The sequence below is a fragment of the uncultured Dokdonia sp. genome (assembly GCF_947492815.1).
GTDB lineage: Bacteria > Bacteroidota > Bacteroidia > Flavobacteriales > Flavobacteriaceae > Dokdonia.
The window spans coordinates 73,482-95,196 of the sequence record NZ_CANLOB010000016.1; the positions used below are offsets into that span (position 1 = coordinate 73,482).

The following is a 21,715-nucleotide window of genomic DNA, read 5'->3' on the forward strand; positions in this document are numbered from 1 at the left end:
GTGTTTATGCTTTCGCGAAAGCGTATAAAATACGCCTATTCATTTATTAATTTCCGAAATTATATCTCAATGTAAACCCTGACCTAATTGTTGTCTGAGGGAATGCTGTTGATATTGCAAATGTAGAAAATGTATGATCATAAAAGAATAAGGCAGTTAAATTTTTACTTAATGCATAGTCTGCCGTAAACTGTAGACCATATATGTCCTGTCCTGCAGTTGTTTGACTGTTATCTATATCAAGATATCTAATGATTGTTTCATTACGACGCAATGAAAGATCTGCCTTAAAATTAAGATCGCTTTTTAAAACTTTCCTTCTACCCCCAAAATTAGTAACAAATGTTAAGTCTTTAATACGATATCCAAGTCCTAACACATACTCATCTCCTTTTATTTCTGTAAGGATATTGTTATCAAAACTGAGACCTAATGCTCTATCGCGTTTTACTTCTGCAAGTATTTTTACAGAATTTTTCATTTCAAAATCTAAACGCATCAATGGTGTAAACTGCTCTGTTAATGTAACACTACCGTACAATGTAGGGTTTAAGAAGTTACCTGCTTGATCTGTTTGTGCTATTTCAGGATTAAAGTCTGTATCTCTATTGAATGCTAAGTTGGTATTAAATTGATTAATTGTATACCCAGCAGTGTATCCATGCTGCATAGAGAATCTTTTAAAGTTTTGCTTAAACCATTTAAGACGCATGAGTCCTGTATATTTGATATTCCAGTTAGGTAGTGGAATATCTCTAAAAGGTCCCGTTTTTGTTTTTGAAACATCTCTCCCTGTATATGCTGCCAAGAAAGCTGGTAATAATACTGCTTGATTGGTACGACCAAAACCTACTGGGAATCCGTTTTCATCTCTTTCAAATTCGGTAGTTCCATAAAAATTAGTCGCTAAACGGTCAGCTACTTGGATTCGATTATCTCTAAATGCATTAAACGCTTCTGAAAAGTCTGAAGTACTTCTACTAAAAGCAGTTCCTATAAGTAATGTTGAAATATTAAAATTACCAAAGTTGTTTCCTGTAAGAGATTCATATTGTAATGTTACTGGATCTACTCGATAATTTTCTGAATAATTCTCTTGAAAAACACGGTTAAAGTTAAGATCTATATCTAAGTCTTTTAATAAACCTATACGTGCTTGTATACCCAAGTTCCTACTTTCAACCTCTCTATATTGCTGATTAAAATCTTGGAATAATGTAAGCCATCCATTACGAGCAGCTAATTCTCTCACTTCTGCTTGACTTCCGAAGATGAATCCTGCAGAAGGTCTTAAACTTCCAGAAAAACCAATTGAAGGAAGATATCCAGGTAAAAATATACCGTTATCTTCTTGATAGTTTATCTGTACTCTTTTTAGTGCTGTCAATAAGCCAATACCTGTATTAAGCGCTTTATCTCCAGCGCCTAGTGTAGTTGTAGTACCTTCTTTTTGAGTAAGCGAGCCTCCTTTTTCTTCATCTTCAGGAGAAGGAACGCCTCTCAGTCTGTCCTTAATATTATTTCCTCCTTTGGTTTTCTTGGTAAGGCCAATATACTTGTAGAGCTTATCCATCTCTAGGGTACTATTAATAGCATGCGTATTTCTATTCTCAACAGAATTTCCTAAATCTGGAATACCATCTAGTGTTTGGAATTGCTGTGATCCTCGTTGCCAAGTATAACTTGCGGTATAAGAATATGTGGTATTTGTAATCCATTCTAAAAATGGAAATTTATCAAAAGGAAGATCATAGTTTAACTGCAATGTTCCAAAATGCGTATTAGGTTGCCCTATATCAAAGAAGCCATCGTAGACTCCAAATCCTTCTATTTCATCTCCATTATCGTCTAAGAAACTAGGGTTTCCATCATTATCTAGATAATTACGCACAATACGGTTATGACTTACATCATAGTTAAATCGCAAGCTATTTGTAATTGGAAAGTTTACACTGTATTGCCAATCAAAAAGGTAATTACGTTGAAAAAGTCTAGGAATACTAATATCACTTTCACTACCCAGTAAGTCTCTAAATTTTTGCTCATTATACTGCCTCACAATATTAGAACTTACAGAGACATTAGACGGCAAGTAATTAAAATTAAGATCCTTAAGGAATTTCCAATACTTCCCTGTAAATAAGGAATCATTCTTTTTAAATGGTTCTACAGGTTTATTCTGGAAATCAAAATTATACGTTCCTCCTAAGCGTACATTTTGATCTCTTGATTGTTCGATTTCAAAATCTTTATGATCTGTCTGGCTATACGAATAAGAGAATGTTAAATTTTCCACATCATAAGGTTGTGGTTTTTTATCTCCTGTACGTTCTTTACGCACCCCTATAAAGTTGATACTTTTTCGTCTTGTATAATCTATAGCAGCTCCTTCTATTTCATCTCTTTCTTCTTGCGTAGCGGCATTATCTAATCTATCATCTAATTCTAGATCTAAAAACTGAGGATCAAATTTTGGGGTGATAATCTCTTCTCCTATTGCATAGTTAAAAGGCAATTGGATTCCCCATTTTTTAGGTAATAATTGTCCCACATTTACATTTGTAACGACGTCATATTGGAACACATCTTCAAGACTACGTTCTGCAGGTCCTTGTTCTATACTACCAAATCCAACTGTACTCTGTCTTCCTGTAGCAGATACTGTTGCAAAGTCTGCTATGTTTCCATCTGCATTTACAACAGCTGCCCATCCTCCTTCGTTACTCAAGTCTGAAAGACGAAGTTCATTAAACCACACCTCTCCTCCTATCTCTCCAGGCGAACATCCGATATCTATACTTGTTCTTGGATTTCCATTTTTAACACCTAATAATAAGGTTCTGATATCTCCAAAACTAGGAAGTCCTTTTATTCCTATTCGTAATTCCCCTGGTATATAGCACGTTTCATCAGCATTTAATATACGATCACCATTTTGATCAAAGTAGGTGATTTCATCAGGATCATCAGCTACATCTCCTGAAATCACTTTTGATTTAATAGTCTGTAATAACTCTAAATCAAGGTTCATTTCATTTACAGCAGGCCATATAGCTTCTCGATCTGTTTGAGCAACATTAAATGGTGTTGGCTCTAACCCTAATTCTATCTGATAGAAATTACTATTAAGGTCGGTACCCATACGCACAAAACCAACAATATTTTCACTATCTAGTCCATCACTACCATCTTCACTAAGTGCTTCTGCGTGCATAAACATACGCAAGTTTTTATATTGCCTCATGTCTAGGTTATAGAACTTATAGACTCCTCTTGAATCTTGTTCTTCTAAACCGTTGACGCGTATAGAAAGTGATTGCTCGTTTTGACGAATATTATTATTGTTATTATTCAATCGTTCTCTTTGAACTCCTGGAGGCAAGTTATAAGGTACTGGAGAACGCGTTTCGTTTGCTTCAATATTAACTGCAGCTACTTCAAACAACGTATTATCTGCCTGATCTTGTTCTGTTGTTTCATCTGGATCTAATGTCAATAAGTACCTTCTAAAATCTCCTCGCACTAAATCTAACGTTCCAAAACGAAGGATAACATCATTCTGCCAATCACTCATGTACATACGCATAAAACGTATCGCTCTAAAATCAGAAATACCTCCTACTACGTTTGTTGACTGACTTATAGGAACTCTAAATTGCACCCAGCGCGTAGGTACCGAAGAACCATCCTGTGCAGTTACTGTTAATTCACGGACATCAGTTACAAATTCATTGGTTTCAATATTAAGAGATCCCGGATTTATATCTAACTCGTATTCGTAATAAGCATCTATCGTGTTCATTGTATTATCACGATTGACATCTTCTATATCTGGAAATGTTGTAGATCCTCTGTTAGTCTGAGTAACTTCAACTGGTGAATTTCCTTGTAAGTTATTAAAGCTTTTATAACGTTCAATAACGTCTCCTTGAGCATTTAAGAAATAATCATAGTTATCACCAGCTGGATCTGGAAGTGCTGCAAACCCAGGATATAAGTTTGCTTCTTCTGCATCATTTAATCCATCGTAACCAACATCTTGGTTATTACGAGCAGCTCCTTCACTATCAAAAGCATATACTAAAGATTGATTTGTTGGCACTTTACCCCAGTTAGTAGATGTAGTAGCTTCATCAAATCCATCTTGCGGGAACGCTACTTCTGGAAGTCCGTTTTCATATTGCTTACGACCATCTTTCAAAATATCTTCAGATATACTACCTAAGTTGATTGTTAATTTACCTCCAGGGTTCGTAGTATCATTATCTGCAAAAAATGGATCTAATAACCAGAACTCAACAAACTCTACATTTGCCTGTTCAAAATCTGTGGAGGTAAGTTGTCTCATAATACCACCAAAATTCTGTTCTGGATTACTTAATTGCTCATCCTGCGCATCTGCACTAAAGTTATAAGGCCCTCTTTCATCTGGAAAATAAGCTAAATCAAGCGTAAACAAGGCTTGTGTTTGACCCGCTACAATATCCTGTTGCGGAAAGATCTCATCCCTAAAAACACGACGTGTTTCTGGTAATGAAAGATCTGTATCTGAGATACCGTCAGGTCGCTGAGCATTATAGAATACAGGATCAATAGTATACCAAGCCAATTTTGCTCTTCTAAATCCTCCTGAAATATCATTATTAGGCAATTCTCCTCCAAAACCTACTGGGGCAGAAGATAAGAACCATTGCAACGGACTACTTACATCAATTGCTGTTTGCGATGCTTCAAAGTCTTCTATATACGATGTTGCCTCCCCATTAAAATCAGTTCCTTTAGGTTGCCCAGGAGATAAGAATGCTGCTTCACCTCGTATAGAGAAATTAGAAGGTGCATCAGTATCTATATTAGGTAACTTATTTACCATTCTCGTTAAGAAAGGTACTTCTGTAGAATAACTTGCATTAATCCCAAAAATCGTATTATTTATAGGTTCAAAACTATAAGTCGCTTTCTGTGTTAAAGGGCGTTCATTCAAATTCAAGAATGTACCACCAATAATAAAATCTTCATTAAACCTGTGTTCTATATTAAGTCCTGTAAAGCGTTTGTTTTGTTGTCCAAAAACAGCATTATTTTCTACTCGTGCAGTAATTGGAATACCAGAAGCTTCCAAAGATTTATCTAATATAATAACACGTCCTAATTGGTAATTCACCGTATAATCCAATCCTTCAACTAAAGGTCTTCCTCCAGCAGTTACCACTACAGATCCTTGAGGAATATTAAATGCCCCTAAAGATATCCCTTGTTCTTGTGTAGATTTATAACGTCCTTTTAATAAGAATTTATTCTTTTCTGCATTATCTCTTGCTATCGTTTTTGTAGACTTATATAATGTTCTATATACATATTCTTCCTGATGAGGGTTAAACGTATTTAATTCATTATCTGAGTTTGCAATACCGTCATCGTACACCTCAGAGTTATCACTACGAAGAAGATTAAATAAATGTTCTCCAAATGGCTCGACGGTTGTAAACACGATACTTCCATTTTGCACATGAACTGTAGTCCCTGGAACAAAATCAAAGAAACCATCTCCACCTACTTGAGGATCCCCAAAAGCTGTCAAACGGTCTAAATTAAATAGCCTCAGTAATGTATTAGATTCTAATGCTCCTTGATCTGCATTACTTCCTGATTCTCCTGGATCTGTATTTCCATTAAACAACGTAGGTAATGTAGCTCCTGGCACAGGTGTTATAAAGTTTAAAGGAGAAGGGTCTGCATACACAATATTCATACGAAAACCTTCTTGCTCTAATTGAAAAGCACCTAAAGGATAAATATTTTTCATCATTAAATCCCATACAGGTTCTTGTACATTGGTCAAATTACTTTTAAGCATTTTGACTACAAGGTTTTGCGGACTTCCTGCTTGACCTGCCGGAATCACACTATCTAGGATACCATTCCCATCAGCATCTTGTCCATTTGGCACGCCATCTCCATTAACATCTGAATCTGCATCATCAGCAATACCATCATTGTCTTGATCGGGTCTACCTTGTCCAAAATCTGCATCGGCAATATCTGGAATACCATCTGCATCTGCATCAGGTCGATCTCCATTTGTTGCTTCAATACCATCATTTGCAAATTCTCCTACTTGGAATACCTGACCTCCTACTGTATATTGAAAAGCAACTCCAAGAACCTCATCATTGTTTAATCGTTGGTTTAATGAGACATACCCTAACCTAGGATATAATGTATATTGATTAGGCTGTAGTTTACGTGCATTTTCTAACAAGACATAATCTACACCATCACTTACTTGCACTCCTCCAAACCCTTGCTGTACTGTTGCCACATCTCTAATCGCATTACTAAGTACCGATTGCACACTAGCATCTGTAATCCCTCTTGGATTAAAATCATTATTAGAGTTGTCAGGAAAAGCACTTGCTGGACTATTTATAAATCCTGTAGGAGGAAAATCCAATCCTATATTAGTAGGATCTGCTTCTCCTATATCTTGAATCGCAACAATATTACGTGCGTCTTGAGTTTGGTTTTGCCTATTGGTTATCCAAACTTCCATACGTGTAATTTGGATATTGTTATTTATAAATGGATAATTTCTTAAAGATTCGTCATAAGTATCTCTAAAGTAATGCGCTAAGAAAAAGTGTCTATTTTCATCATAGTCTAGTGCGGCTACTTCAAAATCTTGAACAGTTGCGCCTCCTTCTGCCGTTACTGAACGTGCTTGTGATCTGTTTTCTGCAAAGACTGCAGTTATGCTTGTTTTCCCAAATTGCAATTGTGTCTTCACTCCAAATAAACTTTGAGACCCTTGTATCAGAGAACTATTAAGAGGCATTGCGACATTACCAACTTCAATTTTCTGGATAATATCATCTTCTGTAGGTGTATATTCTAATTTAATTTGATTCTGAAAATCAAAAGTAGATTCTGTATCATAATTTGCTGTTACTTGCAAACGCTCTCCTACTTTACCGAGTAAACTTAAACTAATACGCTGATCAAAATCAAAGGTGAGGTTACTTCTATTTCTAGGTGAAAAGGCAGGATTATCTTGTTTGGTGAATAAAACACCAAGATCCATTTCTACAGATCCTTGAGGTGTAAACTCTATTTCATTCCCTCCAAAAATTGTTTCAAAGAGATCTGATTTTACATATAAAGTAGGTATTAAACTTTTTTGAGCATCTTTTCCTTCATCTGTTCTTCCATCTAATGCAGCTACTTTCTCATCAAAGTACTGCTTCATCTGCTCATCCCTAAGACGACGAAAATATTCTTCAGGCGTTAGAATAAGTGGGTAATTAATATTAAAAGAACCTAATTGCTCTGTATACACATACCTATCTGTTTCTGGATCATAGGTATACTTTGTAACAATACTATTAGGATTAGGTAATGACAAATCTCCAAAAGAAAATGTAGTTGGTTCTGTTGTTTGCTCTGCTGGTTCGTTACCTTCTTGTGCCATTAATGAGGATGTCCCTAAGAAGAACATTCCTATAATAGCTAATAAAAGTATGTTTAATTTTAAGTAATATTTTGTCCCCAAAATGGTTTTATAATTTTTTTAATGCTTCTTTTATAATCATCTCGACACTAGCATCGGGCTTTTCTTTAAGTATTTGCATACAAACTTTTTCAGATTGTTTTCTCGCAAAACCTAATGTTTCTAATGCTGATAACGCTTCTTCTTTGTGTGTATTGCTTTGCAAGGCAGAATTGACATCCAAATCAAACACTTTTAATATTTTATCTTTTAAATCTAAAATAACACGCTGGGCAGTTTTCGCTCCTATCCCCTTGATTCCCTGAATAGTAGCAACATCATTAGATGCGATTGCTTGTTTTATTTGATCAGGGTGCAAAGAAGATAGCATTGTTCTTGCTGTACTTGTCCCAATTCCAGAAACTGAAATCAATAATCTAAATATCTCACGCTCCATGACATCCATGAACCCATATAAGGTATGGCTATCCTCTTTAATTTGAAGATGTGTATATATTGTAATAGCTTCTCCTTGCGGTAAAGCCGAAAAGGTATGAAGGGATATATTTACAAAGTACCCAACCCCATTGCAGTCTATAACTACATAGGTTGGATTTTTTTCGATAAGTCTACCCCTTAAATGAGTAATCATCTTTATTTCTAGTGTTAAGCCCGTAAATGTAAGAAAATATCTTTACCGAGAGTCATCATTACGGATAGATTCTTAATGAGTACGCTTTCGCGAAAGCGTACTCAGAAATAATATATTACATACCGTGCTTTTCTTTCTTTTGCGCATCTATCACTGCAATCGCAGCCATACTCACCATTTCGTCTACACTTGCACCTAATTGCAACACGTGTACAGGTTTGCGCATTCCGAGCATAATAGGTCCAATATTATCAGCTTTCTCAAGCTCTTTTACCATCTTATAGGTAATATTTGCACTATCTATATTTGAGAACACTAGTGTATTTACTTTTTTTCCTGCAAGTTTTGAAAATGGAAACTTACTCTGCAACATCTCTTTATTGAGGGCAAAATCTGCTTGCACTTCCCCATCTACAATTAGATCTGGATAGTGCCTGTGCAAATACGCTACTGCCTCCCCTACTTTTGTAGCTTTTTCATTACTAGAAGAACCAAAATTAGCATAGCTCGTCATGGCTACAACTGGCTCTAGACCAAACATTTTTACAGCAGTAGCTGTCATCTGTGCGATCTTAGCAAGTTCCTTTGCCGTAGGATCTATATTTATAGATGTATCTGCTAAAAACAACGGTCCACGAGATGTGATCATTAAGTTACAGGCCGCTACTCGATCTACTCCTTTTGCAGGGCCAATTACTTCTAATAAAGGTTTTACAACAGAAGGATAACTTCTACTGTGACCCGATAGCATACCGTGAGCATCTCCTTCATTCACCATCATTGCCGCAAAATAATCACGCTGTCTTAATAGTTTTTTTGCTTCAAAAAGGGTAATTCCTTTACGTTCACGAGCTTTCCAATATATTTCTGCATATGCATTTACTTGAGTAAGTTGCTCTTTAGATTTTGGATCTATAATTTCTACATCTGCATCAAAATCTATTTCTGCTTTTAGCTCAAGAATTACTTCTCTATTCCCTAACAATACAGGAATAGCAATTCCCTCATCATGCACAATTTGCGCTGCTTTTAGCACATCTAATTGATCTGACTCTGCAAAAACAATACGTTTAGGATCACGACGTGCTCTATCCAACAAGAGCCTTACTATTTTATTATCCTCCCCTAATCTTTCTAATAGTGCATCTTCATAATCAGCCCAATCTTTTATAGGTTCCTGCGCGATACCACTTTCCATTGCTGCTTTTGCAACTGCTGGAGGTACGGTTGTAATTAATCTAGGATCAAAAGGCTTTGGAATAATGTAATCTCTTCCAAATGTAAAACGTGTTTCTCCATAGGCTATATTTACTTGCTCAGGAACTGGCTCTTTAGCTAGTTGTGCTAATGCTTCTACAGCAGCCATTTTCATTGCTTCATTAATCCCTGTAGCTCTTACATCTAATGCTCCTCTGAAGATAAATGGAAACCCTAATACATTATTTACTTGATTAGGATGATCTGAACGTCCTGTTGCCATAATTATATCTTCTCGAGTACGGCACGCAAGATCATATGCAATCTCGGGATCTGGGTTTGCCATGGCAAAAACAATTGGATTTCCCGCCATAGAAAGGATCATTTCAGGAGACACAATATCAGCTATAGAAAGTCCTACAAATACATCGGCATCTTTCATAGCCTCGTCTAGTGTATCTATCTTCCTGTGTGTAGCGAATTCATCTTTTTCTTTGGTTAAAACTTCTCTATCCTTTCTAATAACACCCTTACTATCAAGCATTACTATATTTTCACTACGCGCTCCAAAGGCTTTATATAAGCGCGTACAAGAAACTGCAGCAGCTCCTGCACCACTAATAACAATACGTACTTCTTCTATCTTTTTATCTGCAAGTTCTAATGCATTCAGTAATGCCGCAGCAGAGATAATTGCTGTTCCATGTTGATCATCATGCATTACAGGAATATTGAGCTCTTCCTTAAGTCTACGTTCTATTTCAAAAGCAGCTGGCGCTCCTATATCTTCTAGATTAATACCTCCAAATGTAGGTGCTATATTTTTTACAGTTTCTACAAAAGCATCAATATCTTTTGTATCTACTTCTATATCAAATACGTCAATACCTGCAAAGATTTTAAAAAGCAATCCTTTTCCTTCCATGACAGGTTTAGAGGCTTCAGGACCAATATCTCCTAAGCCTAAAACAGCAGTACCGTTAGATATAACAGCAACTAAGTTTCCTTTAGCTGTATACTTATATACGTTTTCTACATTCTTATCAATTTCTAGACAAGGCTCTGCTACTCCTGGTGAATATGCTAACGCAAGATCTCTTTGGGTGGCATATTTTTTTGTAGGAACTACTTCTATTTTACCAGGCATTGGTTTTGCGTGATACACTAGCGCTTCTCTACGTTTGTTATTGTGCTTTTTCATAGTTGGTTATTGACTTGCAAAAATAAGGTATTCTAATGGCTCATAGGTTGCTTAATTATAAACAAGAGCTTATGTAATTCTCAATAATTCTGATAGGATATCCATCTGTTGTGGTAACCTACCGACGTTTTGTAATTTAATGGCCGCTAGGGCTAAGGCAATTTTCAGGCATCGTTCTACAGGAAATTCTTTTAAATAAGCAAATAGGAAACCACTCCAAAAAGCGTCACCAGCTCCTGTGGCATCCATGATGTTTTCTACTTTTTCAGCAGGAAGGGTTATGGGTTGTTTATGCTTTCGCGAAAGCGTAACACCACGACTCCCCAATGTTAAACATACTGTTGTCACATTAAGATGATCGTGAAAAAATGTAAAGATTTCTTCATGAGAAAGGCGCTCTTGAAAAAGACGTTCCATATCATCTTCACTAATTTTCACTAGAGGATCGTATTGGCAATATGTTTTTATAGTCTCCATAGCCTTTAATCTATCTGGCCATATTATGGGAGAGTAATTTATATCAATACTTAGTTTCACGCCTAGCTCATGCGCTTCTTTGGCTTTTGCCAAAATGGTATTACGTGACGGATTTTTACTCAACGCAAAAGCTGTTGTGTGAAAAATACGTGTATTCTCCAATGCTTCTGTGGGAATCTGATTTTCAGTAATCATGGTATCTGCTTTCCTAAAAGGAATAAAATCAGGGGTTCCTTTGGTTTTTGAAACAAATATCACCGAAGTAGGCTGTATAGCGTCCTTACGTACATGCGTTACTGAAACTCTATTATCTTTTAATTTATCTAGGATATACGTCCCAAAACCATCTTCACCGATGGTACTTGCCAAACGTACTTTTGCCCCCAATCGTGCCATATTCATAGCCACGTTTGTAGGAGAGCCTCCTAAATAACGATGGTAATCTTTTGTATTTTCTATAGTAGCTTCTTCTTGATGTCCTATAAAATCAATCAGTGTTTCCCCTACACAAAATACATCTATATTTTCTATATAATCCACGTATTATACAAGTAGTTTATTGTTATTTAATGCTTGTTCTAGCAACACACTTCCGGCAGCACTCCACGTACAAAAAGGCACTCCATTAGGAGCTCCTGTTTTAGAGTTGAAGTTTTCATAAAAACTCCAATTTTCTTTTTGATTTAGTTTTTCAATTTCAGCGTGTACTTGTTTTGCTTTTTCTTCTTCTTTTTGAGTCATTAATCCCACGCCATAAAAACCATTTACCATTTGCCAAGTACCGCCATTGTGAAACTCATATGGGTAATTACGAAACTCGTATTTACAATTATTAGTGAGCCACTTCCAATCACTATCTCCTTCTTTTATTACTGGCCAAAAAGCTGGGAGCAATTGCAAATCTAATGAAAGCCGAAGGGTTTCTGTATAGTTTATCAATTCTTTATGATCTTGAGGATTACCTATGTTTAATAGCAATGCCAAACTTGCGGCAAAGGCATCAAACTGAGTTTGATATCCTGCGGGTTCTAAAGAAGCTGCCCAAAAAGGTGTTTTCTGCAAATTTTGATAGGCTTTAGGGTGGTATCGATTTTCTGAGGAATCACTTTTCTTGTAATTCACCAAAATCTTTTCTGTAATGGCGTTTTCTTTTTTTCTCAGAGTTGCGTCATTATCAAAGTGTAAATAAGATCTTAATGCCCAAAGTCTTAATAATTGATCATATAATATAAACCCTTGTGTGGGATACTCATCAGCCCAATTACCACTACGAGGTACATACATTAAATCTCCTGCGTTGTACTCCCAACTTTGTTGGATTTGAAACCCTTTATGTATATGAGGTGTTAGTTGTTTTAAAAAAGCAGTATCACTTGTTTTATATACATATTGACACACCCCAATAATAAACCATGCAACGGTATCTACACGTCCTGCTAATCCTCCATAACTTACCGAAGATTGTTCTCCTTCAAAATATACATTGGAAGGGATCATTCCGTTTTCATGTTGATGGTTTGCGAGAGTAAGCAGCGTATTTTTCATAGTAGCAACCAAGACTTCATCACCGTCTAAGATTCCTGCGAGTCCGCAAATAACTCCATCACGCGCCCATACGCGTTTATAATTAGCAATATCATTGGCGCTTGCTAAAAAGCCTCTGGGTGTTGCTACTCTTTTAAGGAGTTCTATAGAATGTTGGTAGGGTGTCATGAGAGGGGTTTTACTTTAGCAAAAGAAATATTATTTGTTTTTAAAAGTTTTTTAAATCTAGAAAATTGATTTTCTAATGTAAAATAGGCTATTATATAAATAATCACTCCATAAATTAATATTAACAATGGAAAAAATAACATTTCTACTCCTACACTTGAGACTATTACATGGTATCCTATCCATGAAAACAAAATAATGGACAAAAAAACTGGAAACCAAAAGTGAAGATAAAATGTATTACCTAGTCTTTTTAAGACTTCTATTCTTATTTGTTTATTCCCTGACTTAAAATCTTCTTTAAGGATAACTTCCAAATAAACAAAAGGACCTATTCTAGGTCTAAACATCATTAATAAAAATTTACTTCTTAAAATATATGATAGATTATTAGTAAGTTCACCGGTAAAGTTAAATTTCTTGTCCCGAAACAATGCATTTATTTCTTCTCTAATCACATCTGCAATAGCATTTATAGAACAATTAGATTCTAAGACCTCTTGATCTTCTTTAATTTTTAAAAAACCTAACATCTCTAAAATAATGTATCTGGATCTATTAATACATCTAGTTTATTTCTTAATTCTGATGTTAAGAGTGACAATCCATATTGATATGAGGCATTCATCCATCCGAAGCCACTGGTGGTGATGTAATCAAACTCGGTTCCTACATTACCGTACTCTGCATATACTTTATGGGTACAACCAACAACATCGTACTTCTCAGGAATGGTTCCATTATAATCGACAGCATTTCGAGTAATCATCCACAACCATCTGTAGATGAGTTCTTGCATTTCTTCTTCAAAGCTATAGTTTTTAAGGCCTCCCCAGATCATCATTTGATGCGGCGCCCATCCATTAGGATAATCCCATTGACGTTGCACAGCTCCTTCTGGAACTTGGTCATTCATATGTTTAGAACTTCCTGCAATGCCTCCTTTTTCTTTTAGTTCCTTCATAAGGGATTGCACCATCAGTCTTGCTTCATCTACGCTTGCAAGTCCTGCCCAAAGGGGCAAATAGTTAGAAGCACTTTCAAAGTGCGTTTGTTCTTTTGTCTGAAAATTATAATCAAAGTACTGTCCTCGGGTTTGATTCCACATATGTGTTCTCATGCGCTCAGCTCTTTGTTGGGCTAGTGTTTCCCAATGGGTTGCTTGGTATCCTTCAAACACTCCATCAAAAAAAGTGTTGATCAGGTATGCAAAATCGCATTCATATTTATACAATAAGCTATTAATATCTACTGTATTTAAATCTGCACATACGTCATCGAGCCTCCATGAAGTATCATGTCCACTTTCTCTTAAGCTTCGGTCGTGCGTGAAATATACATCTAGTTTTGGTTCTTTTAGCGCTCCAGATTGGTACAGTTCCGCATATGCTTTGACTGAAAGCGGCTTCCTTTCATTGTCTGTACGACTCGTTCCTTTCGCACTTCGACTTTGCTCAGCATAAACTTCTGCGTCACTTTGCTCCTTGAAAGCGGATAACACATCATCAAAATGCCCTTCTTCAGTTTCTGGAGGGATTCCGATACCTTGTGCATAATAGCGATTCAGGCCATTGGATGTTAAACGCTGTCCTTCTTCCATCCAAACATTTTCGTATTCTTGAATAGCAACCTTCAACACATCTGCTAACCATTCCTTCCCTACAGAAGGAGCTGCTTCATAGACTTCGCGAATAAATGAACTTAAAAAAGGAGGTTGTGTTCGGGTGAGGTAATAGGAACGGTTTGCATTTAATATTTTACCATAATGGGTAATCTGATAGCAGAAATTATCGACCATAGCTTTGGCAAGATCAATACGTCCATCAAGAATAAGCCCCATCCCTTCAAAGTAACTATCCCATCCATACATTTCATTGAATCGACCGCCTGGCACGACAAACGGAACGCCTTTTTCATCTTGTAATGCCAATGCTAAAATACCTGGTTTTTCATTGATAGATTTTACGTATTCAGGAGTAATATCTTTAGGAAGCACCACTATTTCCATATTTGGAAATTGCTGTTGTATCTTTTGATAATAGGCAATTCCTTCTGGATCTGTAACAGGAACATATAGGCGTTGTGTAGCATCTGTCGCTTTATCATCTCCTAAACTTTTACGTAAGCCCTCTGCATCCAATGTACGTGTAAGATCATCCCAAAAATAATCTTTAATCATTCTAGAAACACGTGCCGTTGGTGCTTCTTCTATTTTAGATAACGGAATTGTAGCTTCGACTTTTCCAAGCGCTTTTTCTAAAGCGAGTTCTTGAAGAAAGTTTGATAAATAATAGGTACCTTTTATGGTATACACCTCATTATTATCAAGTGATATCTCAAAAGATTTAGACCCTTTGTCTTCTACCGTGATTTTCTTATCTCCATCGGTATCTTCTTGTGATAGTAACCGTTGAAGTGTTTGCGCTATATTACCCTTGAAGTTCATTATTTTTCTTGATTAGTTTTTTAATAAAAATCACAGATAGTATTAATAATATTATTGGAATAATCAAGAAATAAAAAGCCTTTACTCCTCCAATACTTTCAAACAATTCTCCGACTATCCTAGAGCCAATAGTACCGCCTAATGCTGAAAAAACGATAATTAATCCAGACATAGGAGAATGAAGATTTTTAGGTAAATTACTTAAAACTGTAGAATTTAAAAGCGGATAGATTGGAGCTATGAACAAACCTATTAATGGTAGAATAAATCCTAACATAGGTACATCTTCTAGCGCTGTTAAAATTAAACTATCTCCACTTGGTTTCAATTGAGGTAATACACTAAGCAATATTATCACAGAAATAATGGAGCAAACAATGACTATTTTTTCCCAAGCTATTTTTTTAGATACCCAACCTGCTACAAATCTACCAACAGCTAATGACAATGCGAGTATTGAAGCCATTTGTACACTTAATTTTTCTGAAAAAGAAAATATTTTCTCGTTAAAACGTGGTAACCAAGTCATAATTCCTTGTTCTACCATAACAAAGAAAAATGCAGAAAAAATGAATATTAAAACAAGTGGAATTACTAATAACCCTATTGAATTTTTAATATCGCTTTTTAAATCATTCCCCGATGTTTCAATTGGAATATCAATTTTTGAAAAAAGTAACAATATAAATGAAAACCCAATTAGCGCACACAATACTGGATATACATTGAGCCAAGAGTCCGGATCTTCACTATAAAAAGCTGGGAAAATAAAATATGCAGAAGCTATACCTACCATAAAGAAACCTTCTATAGAACTCATCAATGAAGAATGTTCTCTAGAATTATTGGTAATAACTCCTATAAGACTATATACCGATAGTTTTATAAGAGCAAAACTGATCCCTACAGACATAAATAATAACTTAGCAGTATCAAATGTATTTCCATAATACATACCTATACAGCCCAGAAAAACAATCACCAAGGCAATTAGCATTGCTTTTTTATAACCAAAACGAGGTAGAAATGATGCTACGATAAAAGAAACTATAGCAATAGGCATATCCTTAAAAGCCTCCAAAACAGAAGCATCGCCTTCACCAACATTATAAACATTAATAGATTTGGAAATCACAATTCCAACACTATTTAATAGAATAGCGAACACAAAATAATTTAGATAGAGGGATATCTTTATTCCTACATTTTTCATAGTACTACTAATTTATAATTCAGTCACTGATTCAGATGCTGATGGTTTTAATCTCAATGCCAAAAAAGCTGCTATAGCAAAGAAAACACCTCCAAAAAGGATTGCATTAATTGCATTACCTCCTAATAGATATTTATAAATAGGTCCAAAAGTTACTGTTTCTATACCCATTGGAATAACGATCATCATATTAAGTATTCCCATATATATTCCTCGTTTGTTTTGAGGAACAATTTTAGACACCATTGTATAAGGGATTCCCATCATTGCTGCCCAACCTATTCCAAATAGAGTCATAGGAACTAACAATAATATAGGATCATTTACAAAAGGAATTATAAAAAGCGCTACTGCCGTACCAACTAAGCTAGCTGCATATATTTTTCTTCCACCAAACTTTAATGTTAAAGGAACCAAAGCAAGAGCTACTACCATAGTCACTGAATTGTAAGTTAAACTCATCTTTGCAGCTTGAGAAGTAGCCTCTCCAATAGTAAAGTTTAATGTATTTTTTAGCAATGGCACTATATATTGCCAGTATACAAACAAAGCGTACCACTGAAATAAATACACACCTGCAATTTTCCACATGAACTTAGGCATTGTTTTTACAGTCTGCGCAATTTCCACAAAGGGCTGCTTAAATTTATCCTTTAATGATAATTTTCTAAATTGATTAATTTCTTCCATTTCCTCTTCAGTAGGCGGTATTTCTTTTGTTCTGCTAATAGACCATAAAACTGTCGTAATAGACAAAATAGCTCCTACGAAGAAAGCATAATAGAGCCACTTAGGAATAGAACCAGCAGCTTCTTCTTCAAGACCAAAGATATCCTGGAAATATATAATTGATATCATAGCAATTAGCGTACCTGCACCTACAAATAGACTTTGCATCTGATATCCAAAACTCAATTGTTTTTTAGGCAATTTATCTCCTATAAGAGCTCTATATGGTTCCATTGCCATGTTGTTTCCAATATCTAAAATCCATAACATTAAAACAGCCACCCACAATACTGGGCTAAAAGGAAAAGCAAATAAACATAAGCTCCCAATGATTGCTCCTATCAAGAAAAAAGGTTTTCTACGTCCAAATTTTGGTGACCACGTCTTATCACTTATTGCTCCAATAATAGGTTGTACAATGAGCCCCGTAACTGGTCCTGCAATATTCAATATTGGAAGAAGATCTTCTGTAGCCCCAAGGTATAAAAAAATAGGGTTAACCGCACTTTGTTGCAAACCAAAACTAAATTGAATTCCAAGAAATCCAACATTCATATTCCATATTTGCCAAAAAGAAAGTTTAGGCTTTTTAATGTTTTTAAACATACTGTCTATTTTTAAGAAAGGGAAAAATGTTATTTATATATCATAAATGCATTTTTGTAGTAGTAATATCTGCATTTTTTCTGAAACTGTATAGGTTTTATAGTAAATACTCAACGAAAACGATTTCGTAAAATAGCTCCTGAAATCTAGTAAAAACCAATGCTATTCTTTTAAAAACTGAATGTTACGTAGTAATCCTGTATACTTTGTTCTTTTTACAGCTGATTTTTTAAAAACCTCAGAAAATACTTCTTGGGTAATTTCTTCCCAATCTTGTTTTGAGTATTCTAATAATTTTGGATTGGGCTGAAACAAAGGCTCGTTATGTGATGTACTAAATCGATTCCATGGGCACACGTCTTGGCACACATCACACCCAAACATCCAATCATCAAATGTGCCTTTTACAGCTTCTGGGATTGCTTCTTTTAACTCTATAGTAAAATAGCTAATACATTTGCTACCATCTACCTTATAAGGCTCAACAATTGCTTGAGTAGGACACGCATCAATACAAGCAGTACAACTACCACAATGATCTGTAACTGGGGTATCATAGTCTAGATCCAAATCGATAATTAGTTCTGCTATAAAATAAAAGGAGCCTGTTTTTTTAGAGAGGACATTACTATGTTTTCCCATCCAACCTAATCCGCTTTTTACTGCCCATGCTTTATCTAATACAGGAGCGCTATCTACAAATGCACGACCTCCTACCTCTCCAATTTCAGATTGGATATAATGAAGTAGTTCTTTAAGTTTATCCTTAATTACAAAATGATAATCTGTTCCGTAAGCATATTTTGAAATCTTATACGACCCTTCTTTTTGAATTTCTCCTGGATAGTAATTAAGCAATAATGAGATCACGCTTTTTGATCCTTCAACCAATTTCGTAGGATCTAATCGCTTGTCAAAATGGTTTTCCATATACTGCATCTGACCATGCCTATTTTCTTCTAACCATTTTTCAAGACGAGGCGCTTCTTCTTCTAGAAATCCAGCTTTCGAAATACCACAAGACATAAACCCTAAACGTTTTGCTTCAGCTTTTATTAACGCCGTATGTTTTGCTCGATTTTCTATCATTGAAAAGAAGGATATTTTAATTCTTTTGTTATTAAGCCTTTTTCTTTCAAGAACTTCTTCCAAGCATTACAACGCCTCTTTATAGATGTAGTAAAACTAATATCTATATACTTGAGATTATTATCAAACCCCAATGTCGTTTTAAAGGTTTCTTCCAGTAATCTCAAAAGCGGCAAAACCCCATCGAACCTATTATCGCCATGTCCTCCAATAAAACTCATAATAACATCAAAACTTAGATAGCTATTAATTTTATTGAAATCTATTTTTTTATTATTATAAACATCTGGATAATAAAGTAAACTATATTTTTCAAAAAGTTCTTTCCTAGTATGAGTATCCACAGTAATCAATAACTTCTCTATAGTTTCCTTTGAATATTCTGATAATGGGATACCAATATTTAAGGTTATATGTTTTCTAATTTCTCTTTCTGAAAACAAATCATAGTGATCTACAATTCCCTGTATAACCTCATTTGTTTTATACTTTGGAGATTTTATAAATACTAATTGTAATAATTCTTCTTTTATTTTTTCTTCCTTAATGTTTTTGATAAGCTCAATTTTATCAGATATTTTCATTTTCCTGTGCTCAAAAAGAAATAAATTTGTGTAATAAGACCTATAATCGTACTCATTATCTTTAGAGTTTTCTAGAGCATCCTTTAGCAATTTAATTATTTGATTCTCAATATCGGTATTTAACTCTTCATTAGAGACATCCAGCCAGTCTAAAAAATTAGTTTGATCAATAATTCTCTTATAATAATCTGCTTTATCTTTTACCTCAAAAGAGAATGACAAAATATTACTAATTGCTATATCAGATGTAATTTCTTTTGATTGATTTAATATCTCTAACATATCCTGTGAATGTTTGATTTTTGGAATCAATTTTTTAAAGCCCTCTGATTTAATTCCTTCACCAAAATTCACATAAGTTAATCTCCTTGTAGTTTTAAGTTTTCCTATATTATTAATTAATAAATCGGCATCTGCTTTTTTAAAGTACTTATATCCAGATACCCTATTGAAATCTAACTCTGTCAAGCTATCTTTTGAAGAAAGCTTCTTTTTAAAATATTCATAAAGAAATAAAGAGTTAATTTCCAATCCTTGTTCATAATCTAAAAATAATTCTTGTAGTTCTTTTTCTGAAAAATTTATTTTTTCAGATCGTAAACCATTTATATACTCGAAAGCAAAACGTTTATGTTTTCGATAGTTTTTGCTCAAACTGTAAATCAAATCTGGCTTGATAACTTCACTGATTTTCCCTTTATTATCAAAAAGGTCACTAAAAAAATAATTAATTTGATTTTGAAAAAGTTCACTAACTTCTCCATGTGACCCATCAATTATTATCACTAAATCTAAAATATCACATATCTGTACTTTAATATCAGAATCTTCTTCATTGTAAAGAATATTTTTTAATTTTAATTTTTCTTCATTTGATAGATTATCAAATTTTCTTAGGTAATTATTTTGACTTCCAATAATCCCAAATTGATCATACAATCTTGAACGTTTTAAATAATGACGCAGTTGTTCTTTATCATTCAGAATCTCTTCAAAATTATTAGAATAATAAACATCAAATATTCTGCTTAACGAGTTTCTTACAGTTAAAGGTCCTCTTTCATTTTCATGATTTTGTAAAGAGAGAGCATATTCTAAAGCAATAACATCTTTAATATTTATTTCATTTATTATTTCATTTTCATAATTATAAAGCGTCTTATACTCTTTGATTGCCTCTAGATTCTTAATATACCCCAGAGCCTTATCTGATAATTTATAATCAATATTATTATCATTGTAATAAGTTGTCAATTTTGTAAGTGCTTCTATTCTTTTATTTAGAAAGCTGGGGAGACTTCTATTAGGCGCAATATCACCATATCCATCTAACTTATGAATTTCAAGTAAATCATATACTACATCTACAAGATTTTCGAGAATTGATTTAAATGAAGCTATTGCAATAGTAGCATCAGGTGAGTATAAATTATTAAAATGCATTTCTAATTCGTTATACTCTTTGCCTTTTTCCTTTCTATTAACAAATAAATTGCTTTCATCATCCCAGGCATAATCTTTATAATGATTCATCCAATATTTTAAATAATTTTTGGATTTAATATTTGCATAATCATCATTAGAAATTAAATGCGTCAATACGCCCTCTTCATTTTCAACTTGTATCTGAACATTTATATAAGAATTTATAATATCATAAAAAACATCATTTCGAGAAGAGCTATTGTACTTATACCTATGCCTATAGGGTTCACTTCCTATATACAAAAGAGCTTTGGGGTCTTTTGTATATATAAGATGGTATGAAATCTTTGTGAAAAAATCAGTCCCTTTATATCGATCAGCGTTTTTAAGGATTGCTCCATAATAATCTACCTCATTTTCATAATCATCTTCATTAACATCAAATTGCTTTAACTCATCATAAGAAAAAAAAGCAAACTCTATTGTTTTTGAGAATGCTTTATTTCTTAAAGAATATGAAACAGGTATATCATCTGAAGAAAAGTTAACATATGAATCTATCAAATTATTATATGTAATCTTATTAGTATCCAAAAACGCTCTAAACGTGTTTTTGGACTGTGTAATAGAATCCATATCCACCCCAACAAACCACGAATTTTCTTTTATTTTTCTTGCAGCAACGCTTCTAACTTCTGATTCAAAAAAGTGATATCCTAAATTATCTGATATTTTAACTTCCACATCTAATAATGGTGCTAAATCATATAGGTTAGATATCTCACCATTAGAATAGTTTTTTTCAAAATCATTTAATACTTCTCTAAATAAATACTCTTGCCCATAAGAAGTTGATATATTTAATATGACAAAAACTATAATTATAATTTGTCTCATAAC

At 34.3% G+C, this 21,715-nt stretch carries 11 protein-coding genes; all 11 read right to left on the reverse strand.

The window, feature by feature from the left end; translation table 11 throughout:
• Positions 1-46: 46 nt before the first annotated feature.
• The 11 genes from sprA to Q1A01_RS14845 all read right to left on the reverse strand — a co-directional run bounded on the left by sprA (position 47) and on the right by Q1A01_RS14845 (position 21,712).
• The gene (gene sprA / locus Q1A01_RS14795) at positions 47-7,465 is read right to left on the reverse strand and encodes a cell surface protein SprA (RefSeq protein ID WP_299682522.1); all 7,419 of its coding nucleotides are present in this window, start codon (positions 7,463-7,465) and stop codon (positions 47-49) included.
• 88 nt (positions 7,466-7,553) lie between these two features.
• Positions 7,554-8,135: a Holliday junction branch migration protein RuvA gene (gene ruvA, locus Q1A01_RS14800; protein ID WP_299682445.1), complete on the reverse strand. Its 582-nt coding sequence runs from the start codon at positions 8,133-8,135 to the stop codon at positions 7,554-7,556.
• A gap of 115 nt (positions 8,136-8,250) precedes the next feature.
• On the reverse strand, positions 8,251-10,533 hold the full coding sequence (locus Q1A01_RS14805; protein ID WP_299682448.1) for an NADP-dependent malic enzyme: 2,283 nt from the start codon (positions 10,531-10,533) through the stop codon (positions 8,251-8,253).
• 69 nt (positions 10,534-10,602) lie between these two features.
• The gene (locus Q1A01_RS14810; protein ID WP_366520106.1) at positions 10,603-11,550 is read right to left on the reverse strand and encodes a carbohydrate kinase; all 948 of its coding nucleotides are present in this window, start codon (positions 11,548-11,550) and stop codon (positions 10,603-10,605) included.
• A 3-nt stretch (positions 11,551-11,553) separates the two neighbouring features.
• On the reverse strand, positions 11,554-12,723 hold the full coding sequence (locus Q1A01_RS14815) for a glycoside hydrolase 100 family protein (RefSeq protein WP_299682451.1): 1,170 nt from the start codon (positions 12,721-12,723) through the stop codon (positions 11,554-11,556).
• Positions 12,720-13,256: a hypothetical protein gene (locus Q1A01_RS14820; RefSeq protein WP_299682454.1), complete on the reverse strand. Its 537-nt coding sequence runs from the start codon at positions 13,254-13,256 to the stop codon at positions 12,720-12,722. Before Q1A01_RS14820 ends, Q1A01_RS14815 begins: the two co-directional genes overlap by 4 nt.
• A gap of 2 nt (positions 13,257-13,258) precedes the next feature.
• Complete coding sequence (locus tag Q1A01_RS14825; protein ID WP_299682457.1) at positions 13,259-15,169, reverse strand: trehalase family glycosidase; 1,911 nt, start codon at positions 15,167-15,169, stop codon at positions 13,259-13,261.
• Entirely contained in the window at positions 15,153-16,382 is a 1,230-nt protein-coding gene (locus Q1A01_RS14830) for an MFS transporter (RefSeq protein ID WP_299682460.1), read from the reverse strand. The genes Q1A01_RS14825 and Q1A01_RS14830 overlap by 17 nt, the downstream gene beginning before the upstream one ends.
• Positions 16,383-16,394: 12 nt before the next feature.
• Positions 16,395-17,717: an MFS transporter gene (locus Q1A01_RS14835; protein ID WP_299682463.1), complete on the reverse strand. Its 1,323-nt coding sequence runs from the start codon at positions 17,715-17,717 to the stop codon at positions 16,395-16,397.
• 162 nt (positions 17,718-17,879) lie between these two features.
• On the reverse strand, positions 17,880-18,806 hold the full coding sequence (gene queG, locus Q1A01_RS14840) for a tRNA epoxyqueuosine(34) reductase QueG (protein ID WP_299682466.1): 927 nt from the start codon (positions 18,804-18,806) through the stop codon (positions 17,880-17,882).
• Entirely contained in the window at positions 18,803-21,712 is a 2,910-nt protein-coding gene (locus Q1A01_RS14845; protein WP_299682469.1) for a hypothetical protein, read from the reverse strand. The genes queG and Q1A01_RS14845 overlap by 4 nt, the downstream gene beginning before the upstream one ends.
• Between the last annotated feature and the right edge of the window lie 3 nt (positions 21,713-21,715).